Annotated in this window: 19 protein-coding genes and 3 pseudogenes; 16 read left to right on the plus strand and 6 right to left on the minus strand. The window is 54.1% G+C overall.

Features of this window, described 5'->3' with window-relative positions; translation table 11 throughout:
• Positions 1–21 precede the first annotated feature (21 nt).
• Complete coding sequence (locus AB8B29_RS34010) at positions 22–2,211, plus strand: methyl-accepting chemotaxis protein (protein ID WP_125850856.1); 2,190 nt, start codon at positions 22–24, stop codon at positions 2,209–2,211.
• 391 nt (positions 2,212–2,602) lie between these two features.
• Here AB8B29_RS34010 and AB8B29_RS34015 read toward each other — a convergent pair whose 3' ends face one another.
• Both AB8B29_RS34015 and AB8B29_RS34020 read right to left on the minus strand, forming a co-directional pair.
• Positions 2,603–4,003, minus strand: a complete 1,401-nt coding sequence (locus AB8B29_RS34015; protein ID WP_439007094.1) for an ISKra4 family transposase — start codon at positions 4,001–4,003, stop codon at positions 2,603–2,605.
• A 190-nt stretch (positions 4,004–4,193) separates the two neighbouring features.
• Positions 4,194–4,919: a plasmid pRiA4b ORF-3 family protein gene (locus AB8B29_RS34020; RefSeq protein WP_131588596.1), complete on the minus strand. Its 726-nt coding sequence runs from the start codon at positions 4,917–4,919 to the stop codon at positions 4,194–4,196.
• A 389-nt stretch (positions 4,920–5,308) separates the two neighbouring features.
• Here AB8B29_RS34020 and AB8B29_RS34025 point away from each other — a divergent pair, with 389 nt between their 5' ends.
• The 8 genes and pseudogenes from AB8B29_RS34025 to AB8B29_RS34060 all read left to right on the plus strand — a co-directional run bounded on the left by AB8B29_RS34025 (position 5,309) and on the right by AB8B29_RS34060 (position 10,856).
• Positions 5,309–5,827 (plus strand): hypothetical protein, encoded by a 519-nt coding sequence (locus tag AB8B29_RS34025; protein WP_092577462.1) that lies wholly within the window; start codon positions 5,309–5,311, stop codon positions 5,825–5,827.
• Positions 5,828–6,432: 605 nt separating this feature from the next.
• Positions 6,433–7,221: pseudogene (locus AB8B29_RS34030) on the plus strand (IS66 family transposase); the annotation flags it as partial.
• 83 nt (positions 7,222–7,304) lie between these two features.
• Entirely contained in the window at positions 7,305–8,252 is a 948-nt protein-coding gene (locus tag AB8B29_RS34035) for a GNAT family N-acetyltransferase (protein ID WP_125850859.1), read from the plus strand.
• 38 nt (positions 8,253–8,290) lie between these two features.
• Positions 8,291–8,704: pseudogene (locus AB8B29_RS34040) on the plus strand (NUDIX hydrolase); the annotation flags it as partial.
• 99 nt (positions 8,705–8,803) lie between these two features.
• Positions 8,804–9,148 (plus strand): annotated as a pseudogene (locus tag AB8B29_RS34045) (GNAT family N-acetyltransferase); the annotation flags it as partial.
• Between the two features lie 44 nt (positions 9,149–9,192).
• Positions 9,193–9,558: a VOC family protein gene (locus AB8B29_RS34050; protein WP_439007145.1), complete on the plus strand. Its 366-nt coding sequence runs from the start codon at positions 9,193–9,195 to the stop codon at positions 9,556–9,558.
• A gap of 196 nt (positions 9,559–9,754) precedes the next feature.
• Positions 9,755–10,258 carry a glyoxalase superfamily protein gene (locus AB8B29_RS34055; RefSeq protein WP_246965048.1) on the plus strand — a complete coding sequence of 168 codons (504 nt, stop codon included), beginning with the start codon at positions 9,755–9,757 and terminating at the stop codon, positions 10,256–10,258.
• A 7-nt stretch (positions 10,259–10,265) separates the two neighbouring features.
• Entirely contained in the window at positions 10,266–10,856 is a 591-nt protein-coding gene (locus AB8B29_RS34060; protein ID WP_439007095.1) for a GNAT family N-acetyltransferase, read from the plus strand.
• Here the strand turns inward: AB8B29_RS34060 and AB8B29_RS34065 are convergent.
• Complete coding sequence (locus AB8B29_RS34065; protein ID WP_439007096.1) at positions 10,853–11,491, minus strand: glutathione S-transferase family protein; 639 nt, start codon at positions 11,489–11,491, stop codon at positions 10,853–10,855. The two genes, AB8B29_RS34060 and AB8B29_RS34065, sit on opposite strands and share 4 nt — an antisense overlap.
• 165 nt (positions 11,492–11,656) lie before the next feature.
• On the opposite strand from AB8B29_RS34065, the gene AB8B29_RS34070 reads away from it, so the two are divergent.
• Positions 11,657–12,199, plus strand: a complete 543-nt coding sequence (locus AB8B29_RS34070) for a LysE family translocator (protein ID WP_439007097.1) — start codon at positions 11,657–11,659, stop codon at positions 12,197–12,199.
• 155 nt (positions 12,200–12,354) lie between these two features.
• Here the strand turns inward: AB8B29_RS34070 and AB8B29_RS34075 are convergent, their stop codons facing one another.
• Positions 12,355–13,176, minus strand: a complete 822-nt coding sequence (locus AB8B29_RS34075) for an LON peptidase substrate-binding domain-containing protein (RefSeq protein WP_439007098.1) — start codon at positions 13,174–13,176, stop codon at positions 12,355–12,357.
• A 418-nt stretch (positions 13,177–13,594) separates the two neighbouring features.
• On the opposite strand from AB8B29_RS34075, the gene AB8B29_RS34080 reads away from it, so the two are divergent.
• A complete protein-coding gene (locus tag AB8B29_RS34080; protein WP_439007099.1) occupies positions 13,595–13,975 on the plus strand; it encodes a pentapeptide repeat-containing protein in 381 nt (126 codons plus the stop codon).
• Between the two features lie 60 nt (positions 13,976–14,035).
• On the opposite strand, the gene AB8B29_RS34085 is transcribed toward AB8B29_RS34080, so the two are convergent.
• The gene (locus AB8B29_RS34085) at positions 14,036–14,311 is read right to left on the minus strand and encodes a hypothetical protein (RefSeq protein WP_141694174.1); all 276 of its coding nucleotides are present in this window, start codon (positions 14,309–14,311) and stop codon (positions 14,036–14,038) included.
• Between the two features lie 49 nt (positions 14,312–14,360).
• Positions 14,361–14,831 carry a hypothetical protein gene (locus AB8B29_RS34090; protein WP_439007100.1) on the minus strand — a complete coding sequence of 157 codons (471 nt, stop codon included), beginning with the start codon at positions 14,829–14,831 and terminating at the stop codon, positions 14,361–14,363.
• Positions 14,832–15,582: 751 nt separating this feature from the next.
• On the opposite strand from AB8B29_RS34090, the gene AB8B29_RS34095 reads away from it, so the two are divergent.
• From AB8B29_RS34095 to AB8B29_RS34115, 5 genes are all read left to right on the plus strand, one after another.
• The gene (locus tag AB8B29_RS34095) at positions 15,583–15,969 is read left to right on the plus strand and encodes a hypothetical protein (protein ID WP_092577488.1); all 387 of its coding nucleotides are present in this window, start codon (positions 15,583–15,585) and stop codon (positions 15,967–15,969) included.
• A gap of 458 nt (positions 15,970–16,427) precedes the next feature.
• Positions 16,428–17,564: an HlyD family secretion protein gene (locus AB8B29_RS34100; RefSeq protein WP_439007101.1), complete on the plus strand. Its 1,137-nt coding sequence runs from the start codon at positions 16,428–16,430 to the stop codon at positions 17,562–17,564.
• Positions 17,561–19,693, plus strand: coding sequence for a peptidase domain-containing ABC transporter (locus AB8B29_RS34105; protein WP_439007102.1), 2,133 nt, complete (start codon positions 17,561–17,563; stop codon positions 19,691–19,693). Before AB8B29_RS34100 ends, AB8B29_RS34105 begins: the two co-directional genes overlap by 4 nt.
• Before the next feature lie 9 nt (positions 19,694–19,702).
• Positions 19,703–20,362, plus strand: coding sequence for a Fe2+-dependent dioxygenase (locus AB8B29_RS34110; protein WP_092577404.1), 660 nt, complete (start codon positions 19,703–19,705; stop codon positions 20,360–20,362).
• Positions 20,363–20,433: 71 nt separating this feature from the next.
• Complete coding sequence (locus AB8B29_RS34115; protein ID WP_092577406.1) at positions 20,434–21,624, plus strand: tetratricopeptide repeat protein; 1,191 nt, start codon at positions 20,434–20,436, stop codon at positions 21,622–21,624.
• Positions 21,625–21,643 lie beyond the last annotated feature (19 nt).

The following is a 21,643-nucleotide window of genomic DNA, read 5'->3' on the forward strand; positions in this document are numbered from 1 at the left end:
GCCGTTTCTTCGGGGAGTGCAATGTTCCGATCTGCGACACTCAGAAACACCTTCTCCATTGTCGGACTAGGATTGGCATCAACTCTTGCTGTGGCGGGCGCGCTGTTCCTGACCTCATACGAGCGCGCCTACAACCAAAGCATCGAGAAGGTTTCAACTGAGGCGAATGCAGTCGCCTTCCAGGTCGAATCTGAACTTCGTGACGCCTATAAAACGGTGTTCGACCTCAAGACCGCCCTCTTGCAACTGCAGAAGCACGCAAACGGAGGCAGCCGCGCGGTGGTGGACGACATTTTGTCGGAAACCGTTGTAAACAACCGTCTTGCTTTCGCGGCTTTCACCGTCTGGAACGCAAATGCTTTCGATGGACGCGACGCGGAGTTTATCGGCAAGCCGCTTCACGACCAAACCGGCCGTCTGGTACCTTATTTCTTCCGAGAAGGTACGGGGGTCGGAAGCATGGTCACTCCAGGCTACGATGACCCCCAACTAGCCGGCGTTGTGGGAGCGCTGCCAGCAGGCAAGGCGATACTTTTTGACCCTTATTTGTATCCGATCGGGGACAAGAAGTTGCTGATGACGACCGTTGCCATGCCCCTGCACATCAACGGCAAAAGCGCAGGATCACTTGGTATGGATTTCGATCTCGAGACCATTGCCACTCGCCTCGCCTCTGCGAAACCGATGGGCGTCGGCCACGTGATGCTGGTTTCTAGCGGCAAGACATTTGTTGTCAACTCGGATCCGTCGCTGCTGACAAAACCCCTTTCCGACGATCACAGAAACGGTCAGTCATTAAATTATTTGATATCTACGGAGACCGGCTACGCCGAAACGATAGGACAGAACGGGGCTCCTGACATTTCCGTTTCCAAACGGATCAGTCCGTTCGACGACGCCACAATGTACGTCATTGTCTCCGTTCCAAAATCGGTTGTATTAGCTGATTTGTACCGCATGATCATCACGTCCACCGCGACGATTGTAGCATGTGCAATTGTCATGTGTCTTGCTGGCTGGCTCGTGGCTAGACGCTTCAGCAAGCGCATTGCTGGCGCCATCAAGGAGACCACGGAACTGGCGCAGGGCAACTTTGATGTGGTTCTGTCTGACATTAATACGAACGATGAAATCGGTGATCTGGCACGCGCGCTGGAGATCCTTCGCAAGGCCGGCAGACGAAAGATCGAATTGGAACGTGAATCCGAACTATCGCGTGAGCAACAAGAGATCGAACGGCTTGAACGCGAGCGTATTTCTCAAGCACAGGAAGCTGATGTTGAGTTTGCGGTTCAGGAACTCGCGACTGGGCTTAAGAAACTGTCCGGTGGCGATATGACCGTTCGGTTGGGTCGGCCATTTACTGCATCCCTTGATCCGATCCGTCTCAATTTCAATCGTTCTGTTGAAACCCTCGAAGATGCAATGCTTGCGTTTTCTGAGAACGCGGCCACGATCCATGGGGGTTCAGAGGAGATCCGGAAGGCTGCGGACCATCTGGCCGGTCGAACCGAGCAGCAGGCAGCGTCCGTCGAAGAAACTGCGGCTGCGCTTGCCGAAATTACTAACTCGGTCAGAGACTCTACGTCACGTGCTGAAACGGCTGGCAAGCGCGTGGCGCAGACGCGGGAACGGGCGGAGCAATCCGGTGTTGTTGTCCGTCGCGCGGTCGACGCCATGGGTGCCATCGAACGATCTGCAGGCTCGATCTCGAACATCATTGGAGTGATCGACGAAATTGCATTCCAGACGAACCTGCTCGCGCTGAACGCCGGTGTAGAAGCAGCTAGGGCTGGCGAAGCTGGCAAGGGGTTTGCGGTAGTTGCGCAAGAAGTGCGCGAACTGGCGCAGCGTTCCGCGCAGGCGGCCAAAGAGATCAAGGCTCTAATTAACACCTCGAGTAGTCAAGTCGTGGAAGGTGTCTCACTGGTCGGGCAGACCGGCGAGGAGTTGGAGACGATCGTACAAGAAGTTCAGGAGATCAATCGCCATGTGGAGGCGATAGTGCTTGCCGCGCGTGAACAGGCCGGCAGCCTCCAAGAGATCAACACTGCCGTTGGCCAGATGGATCGAATGACCCAGCAGAACGCAGCCATGGTTGAAGAATCCAATGCGGCGACCCACACGCTTGCTAGCGAGGTGAGAGCCCTGACGGATCGTATCAATCAGTTTAGACTTAGCAGCAACGATGCAATTCGCACGGCCGCGTAGAAGCTGGTAGCGTGCCAAAGGAGTCTTCAGAGTCATTCCTGATCGGCCACGCCGACAGCATCTCCAGTAACGTGAAATCACCTTAGGTTTGCTCACGCAGCGCCGGCGTGGAATCGGCGGAAAAGATAGTGCAGCTGGCGAAACGCGAGGCGGTGTTCGAGGTAGTCTGCGGCTTCTAGTTTCGGAGGCCGCAGCCCCGAGTGCAGCCGTCGTGGCCATCACCGCATATTGGGAGAGGTACAGACATAACGCTGCTTTCCATCAACCGCACTCCGCGTGGCTCTGAAGCCGATTGGCCAAGCTTCCTTTGGATCATCGACAATCGCACGCGGCTTCGTCCAGATACTACGGTATTCACCGATATTGGGGAGCATGAGGATTTGTGGGGTGGTCATGCGGCGCGAGCGGTTTCTCTGTACTCGTGATTGTCGTTCGACATGCCGGGATACCACTTACGAAAGGTCGAACGAAGGGAGCCGTCAAGCGTCTGCGTGCGGGTTTGCAGCAGAAGATGAGCGCCGACTTTGCTCCATTGCATTTGCTGCTTCTTGGCGAAACGCTTGGAAATGACGGCATTGACGGTTGCCTCGACGAAAGCAGAAGAGATGCGTTCACCGGACCGGTAACGCTCGCCGTAGTTGATCAGGCTTGCATTGTTGGAGGCGATGTAAGACCTGAACTCGCTGATGGTGGTCAAGAACTTGCGCATGTTGGGATAGCCCGTTTCAAGAGCTTCCGCATCAAATTGCAGTTCTGCGATTTCCTCGCGCGCACGATAGCCGTTGCCATGCCAGAGATGCCATTTGATTTTGCGTAGGCCCTCAAGCAGATCCTGCCCAGCCTGCTCGTCGTAGTTTTCGAGCCCCTGCGCGAACTGGCGAAGGACCGTGATGCGCATGGTGACGTGGAACCAGTCCAGGACATGCTCGCTCGCCGGTGCGATCATTTCGGCAAGCGATCGAACCTCTTCACCGCCATCGGTGATGAAGGTGATATCCTGATTGGCCTGAACACCTTGCTTTTTGAGATGGTCGAGTATGCGGCGTTGCGGCTTGCGATCATGACCTTGGACGAAGCCGATATAGCGTGGATCACCGTCGTCGGGTAGCGAACGACCGACGATCAGTTCGAAATTCTTTTTGCGGTTATCGCGGTCTCGGATGTAGCCGCCATCCAGACCGATAACGATGCGGCCATCCGGAATAGGCAGGTTCATCCAGTCATGCGGGCAGGCATCCTGCATAAAGGACACCCGTTCTTCGGTCAGCTCCCGCTCGATACGACGTGCCGCGCGCAACGCATGCTGGCGAACTGTCGTGGCATTGGCACCGCAATCGATCGACAGCACGTCGGCCAGCAGCTCCGCGGCGGCGGCATAGGGCACAAGGGAGGCCCACCGGGTCTCCAGATAAAGGCGTTCGGGTGCGATGTGGTCGGGGATCAGTTCCCGCAGCGGTGAGATCGTCGCAGGACCGTTCGCGCCTTCAGCCCTTGGCAGATAATAGCGCGGGCTCTTCAGGCGTACGTCACCAAACAGGGTATGGAAGGTGACGGGGTAGCTGCCTTTGCTTCGCAGACGGCGGCCATCCCTGTCGCGATTTTCACTGAGCCACGATTCTACCTGCGTCTCCACCATGACTTGCTGCAGTTTTGCAAGGAGGGTCTTTGCCTCCGACAACGACAGGCCAAGATCTTCGGGCCTTTTCGTCACCTTCACCAGATCGGCGACTGTGTCGGTCGCGACAATCTCGCTGTCGTCGTTCAGCATTTGCAATATCAGTCGTGCACGCATGTCGTCTTCCCGCATCAAATCTTCCACAACAGCCGTCATGGGAACCTGATGTTCGCAAAACTCCGTCTCCGCACTTCGGTCGTGCCGGAAACAGCGATAGAGATCATCGGTTAGCAATCCGCAAATTCTTCAGTGAACTGGCAAGACTTCGACGGGGTCACGGCCCCGGCCGCCCGCGCAGAATGAAACATCACATCTGTTGATGCATAAGGCTGAGATGTTCACCGCGTTGCAGGCGTTCATTGGTTTTCCGGCGTTCGAAGTTTTCTCCCAGGCAGCTTGCGCGCTGCTTCAGTCTCTCCAGGGCGGCGCGCAGTTCATCCCCGCGATCCGGGTCGTCCAGCATCGCAAGGGATTTTGTTTCGGTGACTTCTTGCAGAAACGCGGTCGTGATCACCAGATCGTTCATCGTCTCGTAGCCGAAGGCGTTGTCCTGTCGCCACATCAATGCTTCCGGCCCACCGCACTCCTCCGTCGGGCAGTCGCCGTCTCCTCCCGCGCATGCCGGATAGTGAGCGCCCGGTTTGACTGACTGGCGCTCCTCCAGCCGGATTTCATGCTCCCAGGGAATGTTGAGGTCGTATTCATACAGGAATCGGATGCCCTTGCGCAGCTTCAATTCGCCAAGCGACATGGCCGAGGATCGGGCTCCAGTTTCCCACGAGCCATACCGTGCAGTGTGAATGATGAATTGGTAAAGGTGGATGCCTTCCCATCCCATCACGACCTGAAGGACGCCATGAAACTCGCGCAACGTCATTGTCGAGGCAACCTGAACCCTGCGCCATACCATCGGGCTCACGCCCTTTAGCCAGATGCGGAATTGCAGGACGAAATCCTCATCCTCCGAAATTGCCGTCTGTTCAGCAGTTTTCCCTGCCGCTCGTTTTGCCCTCTGCACATCCGCCGGTCCCATCGAAATTCAATGACGGCGACATACTTCGTTCTATCCCGCCCCACAAATGCTTATGCTCCCCGAAGGGGCTGGAAATGGCACTGGCGATCGGCACGCGACAACGTGAAACCGGCCTGATCCGGTCGCGGGAGGTGGCCGGCTGGTTGCGCCGAGCTTGCTCCACCGCGAGGATTTCGAGAATCCGGACGCCAGAGATAATGGTGGCGATCGTTACAAGGAAACATCGCGCCATTTGCGAGGAAAAATAGTAGAAAGGCGATTTATTCTCGCTTTTATATTCACCATGACGATTTTCGGACGTAAAAATCCCTGTTTGTCGATTTCTTATCGTTTGAAAGGAGGGGAAGAAGCAAGTATTTCTAGGGGACCCAACAAAAGAGGATTTGACGATGCATACCAAACGCCCTCGCGGACGGCCTGCCGGTTCCGGCATCGATGACAGTCGGTTTCTCAATGAAGTCGCCGATCTCCTGCTTGCCAACACCCGGCTGAAGCCTACGACGGCGATGCGTCGGGTCATCACAACGCGTAAAGGTGCCTGGATAGCCCATTCGGAAGAGGCCATGCTTCGCCGCCTGCAGGATAAGTGGAAGGCCCATAAAGCCGTGTTCACAGCGGAAGCTCAGCGTCGTCAGCAGCCTAGCGTGACGATTTCGGACGTGATCGAGGCGGGGATCGCTCTACACGCCGCTTACCGGCGCATTATGACGCCAGAGAACATCGAGAAAGCAATCCGCACGATTAACGCGGTCAACGAGCGGATCAGGGAGTTCGCCGAACCTTTGACCCGCCTTCAGCAGCATCCCATGTTTCGACCCGAAAACCTGCAGAAATTTGCTTACGCGGCAGAGCGGATAAGAGATATGGATCGTGTCTCACTTCAAATATCTCAGGCCAGGCTTCGGTAAAACACCAGCTGCCTCGCCCCTCACGCGCGTCAAGGCACGCTCCGCTCTTCGGCCTAGACCCGCGCTCGCGGCTGCGTCGGGGGCTTGGGAACAGCGAGCCTACTTGTGGGCTCGCTGCCCCGCGATTTACGGGGTGTCGCTTTCAGTTACCGATTACAAATGTCAAAACGCCCTGCACTGGTTGGGGCTAGCGGCCACCATCGGCCCCGATTTCAGCTAAGAATTTCAATTTCGGCTTTGAACTACTAGAGCGGTAAAGAGCCTTGGATAATCGCGAATCTCTGAGGGACGATGGTTGCTTGCGCGACGCCTCGAATGCAAAGCTCCGGAGCGTTTTCGTAGGCCGACTGATAGACTGAAGCTCCCGCTCCCCGCGATTTTTGGCGCACGTCGGTGCGTCCGATTTTCAGCAAAGCGCTGCAATTGCAATCGGTAACTGAAATCGACACCGAATGTGCCCCATGGACGCAAATTCGTACGTGGGGCAAAATCGGTGGCAGGGTTTCAGCGTCCCCGCCTAGAAAGTGTGCATAACCGGGCGCGTTGAATCCTGTTCGTCGGCGCAGGGATTCCTAAGACGGGGCAAATCATGATTCGGTCCAGGGATGGCAAAGAGACGGCTCCCCTCCCCCGAGCATGCCGACACGCTTTCACTGAATGCGTTGCGCAGTCTGGTGACGGGCTTGTTGGAGCGGTCGCAACAGGCGGAAGTGCGGCTGGAGAGGCTCGAGGCCGAGACTATTCAGCTTCGCGAAGAAAACGCAGCCCTTCGGCTGGAAAACACCCGGCTGAAAGTCGAGAACCAGTTGCTGCGTGACGAGATTGCGCGATTGAAAAACTTATCCCCGCGACCGCCGTTTCGCTCCTCTGGGATGGAGAAGGCGACGGATGCCACACCCGGCGACAAATCGGTATCGAAGAAGAAACCGCGCGGTCCGAAGCTGGATGTCAAGCGGGTGAGCCGGCAGGAGATCCTGCGCGTCGATGCTCCTGATGGATCGCGCTTCAAGGGATACAGAAGCTTCTACGTTCGCGACCTGGTGCTCAAGGCGGAGCTCGTGCATTACCGTCGTGAATGCTGGGTGACCCCGAATGGAAAGACGGTACTGGCAGCCTTGCCCGCAGGGATTATGGGTGGCTATGGCGCCAACCTCAGACGGCTTTGCCTGATGCTCCACGCACATGGACAAGTGACGACCGCCCGGCTGACGACATTGATGAACGATATCGGTCTCGATATCTCCAAGCGGCAGATGGTGCGGCTTTTGACAAAAGAGCTCGATGGGTTTGTTGCCGAGGACGCGGCGGTGCTGCATGCCGGTCTTGTATCCTCGCCTTATGTGACGGTCGACGACACTGGCGCGCGGCATTCCCATAATATGTATTACCTCACAGGTTTTTGTCGCATGACCTCACCTTGAAGTCAGGTTTTCTGGCAACTGGTCGAGTAGTCAATGATTTCTGCGGAGGCCTGATAATGGCAGATGAGATCGATATAGAGTTGTTTCGGCAACTTGAGCAGGAGTTACACAGGCCAGATATTCGGTCGTCCCGGGAAGCTGTCTCCGCGCGGCTTGCGGACGACTTTCTGGAGTTTGGCAGTTCTGGAAGGGTCTATGACAAGCATCTCACTACCAATTCCCTAGCTCAGGAAGGGCCTTCAGATCGTGTCACGTTGCCGGAGGTTCGCGATTTTACCGCCCGGATAATCGCCGAAGATGCGGTATTGGTCCTGTATCGCAGCGTGTGGCAGGCGGATGGTGGCCTTCCCGAGAGAACAACCCTCCGAAGCTCCGTATGGAAGCTGATCGATGGCCGATGGAGAATGGCCTTCCATCAGGGAACAATCGTGCCAACAGCTGTGCTTCGCTCAGCTCCTGCTATTCCGGGACACAACGTTCTCCTTCGAACCGCCACCTCTAATGACATCGAGGCCCGCCTTGCCCTCGGGAACGACCCTGAGATTATTCAGATGTTCGGGATGAGCAAGACGGCTGTGAAACCCATGAGCCGGGATAAGGCAACAGGGTGGGTTCAAGGCATCATCAGCAACCCGTATGCTTGGGTAATCGAGGTGAATGGCAAGTTTGCTGGCGAAATCAGGCTGGACAGGGTGGATCGAACCGACAGACGAGCGTCCATGGCAATCGGGATGTATGATGCAAACATCCTCGGTAAGGGATATGGGAGCGAAGCTATCCGACTCCTTTTGCAATACGCTTTCGGTGAACTGCACCTGCATCGCATCAGCGTTCGCGTGCTCGCATATAACGATCGGGCTATACGCGCTTACAAGAAATGCGGTTTCATTATCGAGGGGCGGGAGCGGGAAGCAGCTTTTGTCGATGGATCATGGCACGACGACTTAATAATGGGAATTGTTGATCGCGAGTTTCTGAAGCAGCCATCCTCAACTCCTCGCTGATTCAAATTCAAACAGCCGGTTGGAAGAAGGGACATGCTTTGATCGAGAAAGCCCTGATCTATGCTACCTCTTCCCGAGGGCTTCTGGTGTTTGACGAACCCGATTTTCCTGAAGTTCCCCTACAAGTACCGGGAGGCACAGTCGAAGTAGGGGAACAGGTAATTGACGCCGCCCGCCGCGAATTCGGCGAAGAAACTGGATTGGTTGATCGAACGGGGTTTCGGCTGTTGGGAGACAGCCATCGCCCCTTCGAGCGAGACGGGCAGCTTCACAACCTTCATCGCACATACTTTCATTTGCCGCTTGAAGAAAATCTTCCTGAGATCTGGACCCATTTCGAGACCACGCCGTCCGGCGGCTGGGCACCTATTTTGTTCCGGTTTTTCTGGATCGACATCGCTCTAGCGCGGGCGCGCCTTGACCTTGGCTCGGGAGAGATGCTCGATCGACTGCCGTCGATAGGTCGCTACGACCTCTCTCTTGCCGAAAGCGCCGACGATCAGTCAGCGTATCATTGGCTGCGGCGGACGGTGCTCTTTGAAGCCAGAGGGCGGTTCGATTATATCCCAGATGAGCCGGAGGAGATCAAAGAGAGAAATCTTTCCCTGCTTTTCAAGCTTGATGGCCAGGCAATCGGGACCGTTCGTCTGGATCAAAAGCCAGATGGAAGGGCGATCGTGCGTCTGGTCGCGATAGCACCTGATGTACAAAGGCGGGGTCATGGAACAGCCCTTTTGGAGCGGCTTGAACGTCTGGCGCTTTCACGCGGCATCAGGGAACTTCTCGTGCATTCAGCTCCTGATGCGGTCGGATTCTATCGGAAACTCGGCTTTTCACCATTTGAATTCGAAGCTGGCAATTTCGAAAGTGTGCAACTGCATAAAGTCATTCAATGATGGGCTCTGCCGCGAAATCCGAAATCCTGCGATAGGGCGCGAGCATCGAAAGATCAGCCGCTTTCTATGACGCTGCATTTGAGCCCCTCGGCTATGTCCGGGTCTGCGAAGACCTTATTCCCGGCGATCCGGACCAAGCAGTTGGTTATGGTTGGCCCGGCAGTGGCGACAAATTTACGATCAAACTTCGAGGCAAAGACGCTCATTGCCCTGGGCCAGGTTTCCACGTTGCGTTTGACGCCCCAAGTCGAAGCGCGGTGATCTTGTTCTACGAAGCTGCGCTAGCTCGGGACGGCCAGGACAATGGAGCACCAGGTCTACGGCTCCATTACGGGCCAAACTATTTCGCCGCCTTCGTTATCGATCCCGATGGGCACAGATTGGAGGCTGTGTGCAAGGAACCGGGATAGTCGTGCAGAGGCGTTCCGGCTTATTGACAACCAGAATACGGCATATACTAATTGGCAAAGGCATTGTGTTGCCTGCCGCTCACGCCAAATCTGGTATGGTGAAAACACCTATATAATACCCCGTTCGACTTCCAGCCCTTCGGCAGTCGGTCAGCAATGTGAGCTCTGACGTAATGATTGCCCTAGAGGACCTGGAATGCTTAGAACTGCTGGTATCAAAGGCATGGCGAAAGCCTTGCGACAGGCGCTCAACGATCGCAAGATTGACATATCTCACAGCGATTGCCTGGAATTGATTGCAAAACAATTTGGCGTGAAAGATTGGAATGCCCTTTCCGCGGCGGTCGGGCAAGATGCCGCCGACAAGCCGCTTCTTTTCTCGGTCGTGGGCGATGAGATAACTCTCCATCGAACAACGCAAAAGCTCGACGTCAACGACACCGACTTGTCGGGATCACGCTTCAACGACGCCAATCTTTCAGGAACATGGTTCAATCAGATCAATTTTTCCGGTGCTAAATTCAACGACAGCAATATGACCGGATGGCACGTCAATGACGTGAATCTGTCTGGCTCACAGTTCCAGAACATCAACCTGTCAGGCGTCACCTTTTCCAACTGCCGCATACTCGGCGTCACGATTGATGGAATCCCACTCGAAGACATCATCGCAGCCCACAAAAAGTCCCAGGTAGACTGATCCCGTTATGCGCCATTCGAAAAGCGGGTTTCCTTTGCTTCTCACCGAGAGGCTCCAACTGCGAGAGCCACTATTGAGTGACTGCGGCGATTTCCACGAAATGCTCCAGTTTCCAGAGGTTACCCGCTTTTCGGACTGGCCGGACGCTCCAACAATTGCGCAGACGGAGCGATCGTTGAAATGGATGTGCACCGCGTTCGCCAAAGGAAAGGGCTGTGCTTGGGTCATAGAAGACCGCATCTCGGGGCGGCTCCTCGGGACCATTCGATTCAACCGTATCGATAACCATTCGAGATGGGCGGAGGTCGGCTATGAAACGCATCCCTCCGTATGGGGAAGAGGCTTCATGACCGAAGCGGTGAAGGCCGCCATCAGATGCGGGTTTGACGGCTTTTCCCTGAATCGCATCGAGGCGTGGACGCTGCCGGGGAACGTGGCATCGGACCGTGTTCTGGAAAAGGCCGGGTTTCGCTATGAAGGTACGCTTTATCAGAAGGCTTGGTTTAAAAACGCCTTCCATGATTTCAGAATGTTCGGTTGCTTAGCCAGTGAAGCGCCTATCTCGACGCAAAACCCCTACAGACCGTCTAAAAACTAAGACGGTTTAGTTACGGCCATTGAAGGCCGCGATGCCATGCGTGCCCACCATTCCTGCAGGTTTCCGTGTTGGCGGATGAGTTCCGCCCCCTCGAATGTCATAAGGAAATAGTCAAACATGGGCGCGGCGTACAAGTCGGCTAGCGTTAGTTGCTCGCCAATGAACCATGGACCATCTCTCATCAACTGAGACATCGCCGCCAAGCAGTTTCGTGCTTTCGGGAGAGCCGCAACGAGCTTGTCCTCGTCAGTAGAAACGCCTCTGCCAGGCTTCGATATCCGCTCCACGTAAACTCCCCACACCAGGTGAGGATACGCATAGTTGTCAGCAATGCTGATTAACTGATTGCATCTTGCACGGTGCACCGGGTCTAAGGGTTGAAGTTGCGGCCCCTCGAAAGCTTCATCGATATATCGAGTGATTGCACTGGTCTCATAGAGACTAAATTCTTGATGCTCGAATGCAGGAATGCGTCCAAAAGGGTGCTTCGCTAAGTAGTCGGTTGGAGGACCACCATCTGCAAAGATATCGAGCGGAACAAGTTGATATTCTATGCCCTTCTCAATCAGGCATAGTCGAGCAATTCGTACGTAAACGCTGTAATCTGCTCCGAAGAGGCGCGGTTGTCCTGTCATCTGCTCACCTTCGTGCAATTGCGAATGCCTTGGGATTCAAAGCAAGCCGCGTCCATGGTAGTCTATGCCATTGCACATCTTTCAGAAACAGATCGCCATCAGGAATCGCCTTCAGTGTATGAGGGCGATCTCTGAGACTTTCGCGGCAAACCGGAGGTAATCCACATGGAGCATTTGCCAGAAATAGGATTGGCGTTCGGTGCCTTCGCGCTTGGGATGTTTAGCCCCGGTCCGAATATTCTTTCTGTTGTTGGCACGTCGATGGCCGTTAGCCGCAAAGCGGGCATCGCCCTGGCGTTGGGTATCTCTGCGGGTTCGTTTCTCTGGGCTTGCATGACCGCGGTCGGACTCACGGCATTGATTGCTGCCTATGCTTCAGTGCTGACGGCCATTAAGATCGTTGGCGGTGTTTATCTTCTCTGGTTAGCATTCAAAGCTTTCCGCTCAGTCGCTTCGACAAAACCGATCATGGACCCGGCCGCGTTGGAGGCTAGAAGCCTTCGAAGGTATTTCCTGCGCGGCCTGACAGTGCAGATGACCAACCCGAAGGCGGCATTGACGTGGATCGCAATAATGTCGCTCGGCCTTGCGCACTCTGCGCCATCGTCAACCGCGCTCGTTATTGTAGTCGGAACCACAATCCTCTCGGTTGTCGGTCACATCGCCTATGCCGTCGCCTTCTCGACCAAGCGCGTTGTCACGGCGTAGGACCGAGCTCGCAGATGGATTGACGCCGGACTAAGGGCGTTCTTCACCTTTGCCGGGATCAAGTTGCTTACAAGCCGGACCTGACCCCCGCAAAAATTCTACAGCCTGCCTGCCCCTCAGGAACGGCACTGAGGGTTTTGGGACGGTCTGTATATTTACGCGACAGCTTTGGGGCGGCCAGCGCTCATCAACTCGATGAGTCTTTCGAGACGGGCCACCACGTCACGGGTTTCCAAGAGTTGTTGCTTCTGTTCGAGACTGGTCGATAGCAAAGGAGCAACCGTGTCGGCCAACAGGCTTGGATCCCCGATCGAAGGTAGGCCGAAACGGGCTTTTGATCCCGGCGGAAGCGCGGAGAAATCGACCTCGGCGTAGTTCTGGTACGCATCGAGAACCGCACTCGAAAGAGCGGTTGCCTCCGTCGACTGGCCGCTATGCTCTTCAATCGGCGCAACCTCCGCCGCTAAGAACTCGCCATTGGTAAGGCGGACGATGCCTGTTCGCTGAAGCCCACAAACGGTGACCTTGAGAGCTCCGTCCACCTGTGTCTGGCGATCCACCACGTTTGCTACGACGCCCACCGGATGGAGGGCATCAAGAGTGCTCGGACGATCGTCGTCGCTACGCCTCTGGGCGACAACGACAACGCGCCGATCACCGAAAAGAGCGTGTTCCACGGCTTGCCGAGTTTTGTCGCGCGCCACGAAAATCCGCGAGATCATGTGCGGAAACAGGACCATGTCCCGCACAGGAACGACGGGAATATCCGCCCCGGCTGGAAAAGGCGTGTTAGCCTGCACCGAGGTCGAAGACAACTGGGTCGCTTGGATCCTTGCGGCCAATACGTTCCAGTCTCGATAGCCAAGAATTCGAGCAACGAGCTCCTGGCTCTCACTGTTGGTGAAGGCGACAGATTTGGCGTGGAGCGCTTCACGTAGGGTTTTCGCCATAGCTTTGGCATCGCGGAAATCGCGCATAAGATATCCTTTGCATAAACGAACAGAGAGCGTCAGGGGCTTGCGTTGCTGACCCGTTCGTTCGGGCAAAGGGAGCCATAAGTGGCTCGATACATTCACCGTACCCCGACGGGGCGCAAGCAGCAGGCTGTATCAACCGAGCACCAATTGTGCCCAGAAGCCTTTTACTTGTCAATCTTAGGCCGGGCGAGAGCCTGTTTTTGGTGGAAGCCGCCGTCCCCCCTGACGCAAAAGTCCCAAAACCTGCGACGCATTTTGCGACTAAGACCTTCGACGTAGCAAGCTTTAGGAACTGCGCGACAAACGGCACGGCCAGAATTGGCGTGGGCTCCTTTCTATTTCAGGTTCGACGGTCGTAAATGATTGCACGATCTGGCATTCTTCTGCTCACAATCATGATTGAATGGAGGATACGACAATGACCGAACCCCAAGAACGCAATCAATTTGATGGCCCTCAGATGCAGGGAACGCATTACAAGCGCGCCGACATGTCAGGCGCTAATTTCGATGGCGTAAACCTCGCAGACGCACAGTTTTACGCTGTTTTGACTAAGGCAAGGTTCACCGACACCAATTTAAGCGAAGCGGTTTTTGACGATATCACCCTGGCAGATGCTCGCTTTAATAACGTCAATCTGTCTGGAGCCGCAATCACGAATGCAAACCTATCGCGCTTAACCATAAGCGGCGTCACGTTGGCAGATTCGGACATAAAAGACGCCGATTTGACTGGGATGCGGATCAACGGCGTTCTCGTAACCGATCTATTCATTGCCTATGAACAGGCGAAAACCTGAAGGCCATTTACTCCTTTCGCGAAATTCCCAACTAGGAGAGCATGAGGAGATGTGTGGCAATCAGGCCGCGGAGGAATTGTTGCCGGGTTCGTGATTGTCGTTTGCCATGCCTGGATACCATTTGATCCTTTTGAGGGCGTCAAGCATATCCAGTCCGGCCTGTTCATTGTGGTTTTCGAGCCCTTGTGCGAACTGGCTGTGAACCGGCTTTGAACAATGCCACCATTGAGATCCCCTGCAACAATTTGAAATTGATAGGAAAATCGGAGCATCAACGGGGTCATGAGCGACGCCGGTATATTCGCCACTTTCTTCACAAAACGGAATATATTTCAATCACCTAAGCCTCATCTCAGCGGGGTCATTCTTGGATGTTTTTCCACACCTACGACCCTGAGCGGTCTGAGCGCTTCGCCTGCTTTTTCGCCGGATCGGACGATGGCTGCGTCCGGTCACCCGAAATCCAGATCACCACACCCCGCCACACACGCCACAAACCGAAGGGAATGAGGATCAGCGACAGGAGCCGGTGCGCCATTTCCGGAAAATGCAAACTTCCCCAGATCGCTAAGGCAACCATGGCGAAGCCGCCAACGACGTTCACGACGCTACCGATGGCGAACTCGAATATCATCGCGCGGACGGCCACATCGAGGACGCGATCGGCAAACGAAAGCCCCAGCGCATCCGCTGCCGCAAATACGAGAAACAGGAACAGCGGCAACATCACCGCTGCAATGAGGATAACCGCGATGATGGTCGGGAATGTTGTCACGGCCACATGCCCCTTGCTACAAGAAATATAGTCCGATCCATACACATATCGCTTACATCTGAGCTCGATCCAGACGAGCAATTACCCACACCGCACCACTGGCCTATTCAAAACCGCTGCGGCTCTAATCGCCGCTAGACGATAGTTCCGTGGCAGGTCATCTCGCCTAAAGTTTGTCTATGCAGACTGATTGGCAGAGCAGCGTTTCGCACTTGGTGGCCGGTATATCGTCGCTGATCTTCCAGGCCTCTCTCCTTGGGGAGCTGTAACTCGCGAATGTTCTACGCTGATTGAAAAATGCCAAGAGCGGCTGGGTGGCTCTACATGCTTCCATATTTCGCGTATATGAGCGCGTTACGCTCAGAAATTTCTTTTCGGTCATTGACATCGGTCATCTCCTGCGCGTAATTAGCGTACATAGAGAGTAGATCACACTTTTTTGCTCGATCTCGCGCTACTTTGGTATCCAGTTTCGCTTATACCCGATTAAAAGAAACGCCAAATGAGTGCTGCAACAGAGGAAGGCCGCGCGAGAGCTTGATCCCGCGGCCTCCGATCAAGTGCCTATTGCTGTCCAGTTTCACATAAAATTGGCGTCGAAGAACGTCCGAGCGGACAGCGCATATCTGTAAGCCGATGAAGTGGAGCAGATGAATGAATGACCCTCACCCGTTTGTGGACGCAGTGATCGTTGCGTATTTCCACGGCAACAAAAGGCTCCACCAAGCTTTGGTGACTGGCATCGAAGCAACCCATGCCGCAGCCAAATCTGGCATCCAACGGTTTATGGTTTAGCCCAAATTTCTTCCCCCAGTGAAATCAGGAGAGAATTATGCGTGAATTGACTATCTCTGAGATGAATCTCGTCTTCGGCGGTGAAGGCGGAGGCAGCACATCAAGCGGCGGCGGCTCAAGCTCGGGATCAGATCGGGGCGGCGGTAGCAACAGCGGCAGCACTGGAGCCAATGGAGGTGTTAGCGTATCGTTTATGGACATCGACCCCACTACTGGTTTTCCGATCGTAGCAGTCGCCAAGACTGGTCGGATCGGCGTCGAAACATGGGGCCAATTCTTCTCGTCTCTTACCCCAGATCAGATCAAAGCCACGATCAATCTGAACACGAAAAATCTCGGAGCGACCATTCAAATGGAATGGAACAACTCCGGCAACGTCTCCTCCAATTCAAGCGGAGGAAGGCCGATCGGCGGCGGCAGATAGAGGTTTTTGGTCATGTAAGGATATGTGTCGGATATTTGTAGATCCAGTATAGTGCATTGATTATACTCACAAATACGCACATCATAAGACGCAAGGTAATGCGCCGCGCCGACTATGAAACTGGCGCGGCGCATTGCAAAGGCTCTCCGCCTGGTGCCGCCTACGTCGATACCTTACCACTGTGGCTGAATGCAAAAACGAATTATCAAGCTTCCTATTGGGGGAAGGCTCGCTCCAAACATGCAAACACGTAGCTGGGAGTTCAGTGAGATTTCGCCGACGCTCTCTACCAGCCGTTTCCGCACTCTCATTAGATCATAGCAATGCAGAACAGAGAGCTGTCCCTATATCGAAAAGAAGCGGTAGATCATAGGCGTGACGCTTGGCTCGGTCGCCCCAGGCTCATTCAACCGATATCAGTTCGAATTGCCACCATACTCGCGGTGTCAGCAATAGTCATGATCATGCTATTTTTGGTCTTTGGCGAGTATACACGGCGAGTCAAAGTCTTCGGCACAGTTGTTCCTTCAAGCGGAGTCAGCCGAATTTTTACGCCTGTAACCGGACGTATCCTAGCCCAACACGTCACCGAGGGGCAGACAGTTACGCAGGGTTCCGTTCTGTATGTTATCGCTCTCGATAGCCAAACGGCCGCCGGTGAGACAGGTCTGCTCGTTAAAGAGCAACTTATTGCTCAAAAGAATGAGTTGGAAAAGACGATCACAGAGCGCCAATCGCTGAATGTCGTGGAAAAGGCCAATCTCATTAATCAGGCCACTTCGTCTCGCCAGGAATTGGCAAAGGTAGAAGAACAAATATCCGGCACTACCGAATATCTCTCTTCACTCCAAAAATCGATGGATACCTATCGCAAATTGGCCGACCAGCATCTAACCGTCTCAGCAGAATTTGAATACCGTGAACAGAACTTCATGGGTGCGCGGCAACAGCTACAAAGCCTTCAACGCGACAAAATACAGCTCAACGAAAGGCTAAAAGAAGCCGAATCCAAACTGTCAGGCTTCGACGACAATGCGGCTATCACTCTGGGTGACTATCGGCAGCGGATGGCGTCCCTCGACCAAGCCGTTATCGAAGATGACGCAAGACGTTCAATCGACATCGTAGCTCCCCGGTCCGGCACCGTTACCGGTATGATTGCAAAAGTTGGACAAATGATCCCAACGGGCGGCGCCATGGCCACTATCATCCCGAACGACGACACGATGGAGATACAGCTCCTTGCTGAAAGCAGTTCGATGGGGTTCGTACGTGAGGGGCAAAAGGTAATGCTCCGCTATACCGCCTACCCCTATCAAAAGTTCGGCCAATATCCCGGAACCATTTCAAGCATTTCGAGAGTATCTCTGGCACAGGAGGAGATTCCATTTGCCTCGGCCCGCCTTCCTACGGACACGGATCAGCAGAAATACCGAATAATAGTCGAACCGGATGCGAACTTCGTTCACGCCTATGGAGAACAGATTTCAATCAAGCCAGGCATGTCGGCGGAAGCCAATATCCAGCTCGATACTCGGCGCCTTTATCAATGGATTGTGGAACCACTATACAGCCTTAAAGGCAGCGTGCTTTGAAGGACCCGCGTAAAATCGGAGGAGCAAATATTCCCTCTCTCAATTTTGGATTCCAAAACCGTTTGCCCGTCATTCTGCAAACCGAAGTCGCGGAGTGCGGCCTAGCCTGCCTAGCGATGGTTGCAACCTATCATGGCCACCAGATTGACATCGCGGCGTTCCGACGGAGATTTGCCACATCGATGAAAGGCCTATCTCTTATAGAGTTGGCAAGGCTTGCAGGCCAGTTGTCCCTTGCCAGTCGCGCTGTGCGAGCAGATCTCGATGAACTCGCAAACCTCCGCACACCCTGCATCCTTCATTGGAAACTTCGTCATTATGTCGTCCTGAAAGAGGTAAAATATAACGGCGCTGTTATCCACGACCCGGCTCAGGGGCGACGTTTTGTCTCACTCAATGAGCTCTCGAGCAGTTTTTCAGGAGTAGTTCTTGAACTGTCGCCAACAAACGAGTTTGAGAAGAAAATAGAGGTCGAACGCATCAAGATAGCGGATCTTTTTCGGCACGTTACTGGTCTCAAGCGTGCATTGATCCAGCTTTTTGTTCTATCAATATGCCTTGAAGTTATCGCTCTGTTGTCACCCATCGGATCACAGGTGATATTTGATGAAGTCATTGTATCGACGGATACGGACCTACTCAGTTTGGTAGCACTATCGCTTGGCGTGATACTTTTGCTGCAAATTGTAATTGGGATCGCTCGCTCGTGGTGCTCAATAATTATGAGCACCACGCTTGGCGTTCAATGGACTACAGCGCTATTCGATCATCTCCTACGTTTGCCGTTGAGCTACTTTGAAAGACGGCACATGGGGGACATTGTTTCTCGCTTTGGGTCCTTGTCTGCGATTCAGTCCGCTCTCACCTCCGATCTGGTGGGCGGAATTCTGGATAGCATCATGGTGGTCGGGGCGCTGATCATGATGGTGCTATATGGGGGTTATCTTGCCCTAATCGCCTTTGTTTCAGTAGGCCTGAACGTGCTCTTGAGAATTGCCGCCTATGCTCCTTATCGTTCCGCGAACGAAGCATCTATCGTTCAAAATGCTAAGGAAAATTCGCATTTTATGGAGACGATTAGAGGCGTTGCGAGCATTAAGACTCTCGATATCCGAGAACGCCGTCGGGGAGCCTGGCTCAATTATTTGTTCGATGCTGTGAATGCCAATCTTAAGATCCAGAAGCTTGATTTCTTGTTTGGTACTGCCGCAACGACCTTCTCTGGGATCGACGGTATTATGACCCTCACCTTGGGAGCACGATCCGTTATGGCCGGCAGCATGACCATCGGCGTGCTGATCGCGTTCATATCCTACAAAGAGCAGTTTGTCGGGAGAGTGGGGAGCCTGGTTAGCCTTGTTATTCGGCTTAAGATGTTGAGCCTTCATACCGAGCGCATTGGCGACATTGCTCTCGCCGAACCGGAAGAGACGATAACCTCTGGGCCAACCAATGTTCCTTCCCCCAGAGAGCCGGCGTCCATCAAACTAGTAGATATCTCCTTTCGCTACGGCGACGGATTACCCGACGTACTGAACAGAGTATCCCTAACGGTAGGCCCCGGTGAATGTGTCGCTATTACAGGGCCCTCGGGCCGAGGCAAGACCACTCTTCTCAAGATTATTGGAGGTCTCGTTGCGCCGACGGGCGGCATAGTTATATGCGACGACAGGGATATTCGCCAGTTTGGCTTGCAGAACTATCGACGGATGACTGCAACCGTCCGGCAGGACGATGTCCTGTTTGCCGGAACCATCGGCGACAATATTGCTGCCTTCGACCCCGAAGCCGATCCCGGCTGGATTGAGGAATGCGCGAGGATTGCCGCTATTTTCGATGAGATTCGAGCCATGCCCATGGGGTTCGACTCCATGGTGGGTGATATGGGTAGCACGCTGTCGGGCGGTCAAAAGCAGCGCCTGTTTCTTGCCAGGGCTTTATACAGCCGACCGCGCATCTTGCTCCTGGATGAAGCCACAAGTGATCTGGACCAAGCAAACGAGGCAAAGATCAATGATGCCGTTGCGCAACTGAGAATAACCCGCGTCATAGTTGCTCATCGACCTTCTACAATCGCACTGGCCGAGCGAGAGATATCGCTTGACCCAGAGCGTCTGCTCTTAGCCTAGGAGGCAACAATGTATCACCTTCGCAACGTCATCGAACGGCATACCCTAACAGCTATTGTTCAGGCGCTAAGCGACGCGGACTGGCATGACGGGCGTCTCACGGCAGGCTGGCAAGCTCGGCAGGTTAAATATAACGAACAAATAGCGGAAGGAAGTGACGTACACCAACAACTTAGCGACCTTGTTGGGTCCGCATTGTCGAGTAGTTCGACGTTCTTGGCATTGGCAAGACCGAAATCCGTTCTCCCATTTCGTTTCAGCCGATACAGTCCAGGCATGGAATACGGCAACCATGCCGACGATCCCGTGATGTCAGGCATTCGAACCGATCTTTCCATCACCGTTTTCCTGTCGGAGCCGGAGAGCTATCAGGGTGGCGAGCTTTTAATCGAGCACGCTGCGGGGGTTGAAAAAGTAAAGTTGCCAGCTGGCGACGCGATTGTTTATCCCTCCTCAACTTTGCACCGTGTCGAGAAGGTCGAATCAGGTCAGCGTCTGGTTGCCGTTTCTTGGATTCGCAGCCTGATCAGGGATCACGCCGCGCGTGAGATATTGTTGGATCTGGATCTTGCCAGACAGGGTCTTTTCAAGCAGCACGGCCCAAGTCGGGATATCGACTTACTGTCCAAATCGCTGGCAAATCTAACCCGGATGTGGGTGGACGACTGACATTGTCTCGCCTGTGTTTGAGAACAGCTTTTCGCTCACATCATTTGGCAGCGATACATAGGAGATGAAATATGGCTCATTCTAACACCCCTGGCACAGTAGAACCGAATGGGGTCAATAGAAAAGTGCAAGCGCTAAGGTGGTTCCCCCTGCTCCTGGCGGAAATTTTGGTCTCCGGCTTTTATCAGCCAACATGGGCGGATACAGTTCCCTCCCAGGGCAGTAATGACTCCGTGGTTTCCGAGTGCACGAGGATTATTGACGATGGGCGCTTCGATAAAGCGCTGGAAGCAAAGGCCCTCAACTTCCGCGGCCTTGCCTGCAACAAGCAGGGTGACTTCGATCACGCGATTTCTGCTCTCGATAAGGCTATATCTCTCAATCCGGAATTTGCGGACGCCTACTACAATCGCGGAAATGCCTATTTTTTTAAGGGCGATTATGAACTGGCCATCGCCGACTATGGTAGGGCGATAGAGCTCGGATCGGATGACGCCTATACTTATAGTAGTCGAGGGTCGGCCTTCAGCAAAAGGGGCGACTACGACCAGGCTATCTCGGATTACGATAGAGCGATCGCGCTCAGACCCAATTATGCCGATGACTTTTACAATCGTGGTCTCGCTTACCGCAACAAAGGTGATTACAACAAAGCCATCTCCGACTACGACAGCGCCATAGCCCTCAGACCAAACTTTGCCCAGGCCCTAGACAATCGTGGCCTTGCCTACGACGGTAAAGGTGATTACGACAAAGCCATCGCCGACCATGATCAAGCCATCGCCCTCAATCCGGAGGATGCCGAGGCGCTAACCAATCGTGGCAACTCCTATTATCTCAGCGGGAATTATGACCGCGCCATTGTCGATTTCGATAAAGCCATCTCTATAAGACCTGACTTCGACAAGGCCTTCTACAATCGCGGCTCCGCGTTTGTTCGAAAGGGTGATTTTGACGATGCGATTGCTGACTACGACAAAGCCATCGCTCTTCGGCCGGATTACGACAAAGCTATCTATAATCGTGGCGCCTCCTATTTTAGCAAAGGCGATTACGACAAGGCCATTGCTGACTTTAACACGTTCCTCGCCCTCAAACCAAATGATGCCGGCGCTTTCAACAATCGCGGGTCAGCCTATGCGAAAAAGGGTGACTACGATCACGCCATCGCTGACTACGACAAAGCTATCGCTCTTAGACCGGGCTTTGTCGAAGCGTTCAACAATCGCGCCATAGCGGTAAAAGACAAGGGAAATCCGTAGGCCTCCACGGCCTTATAAC

It is taken from the genome of Rhizobium sp. 11_C7_N12_5 (assembly GCF_051811145.1).
Lineage (GTDB): Bacteria > Pseudomonadota > Alphaproteobacteria > Rhizobiales > Rhizobiaceae > Rhizobium > Rhizobium lusitanum.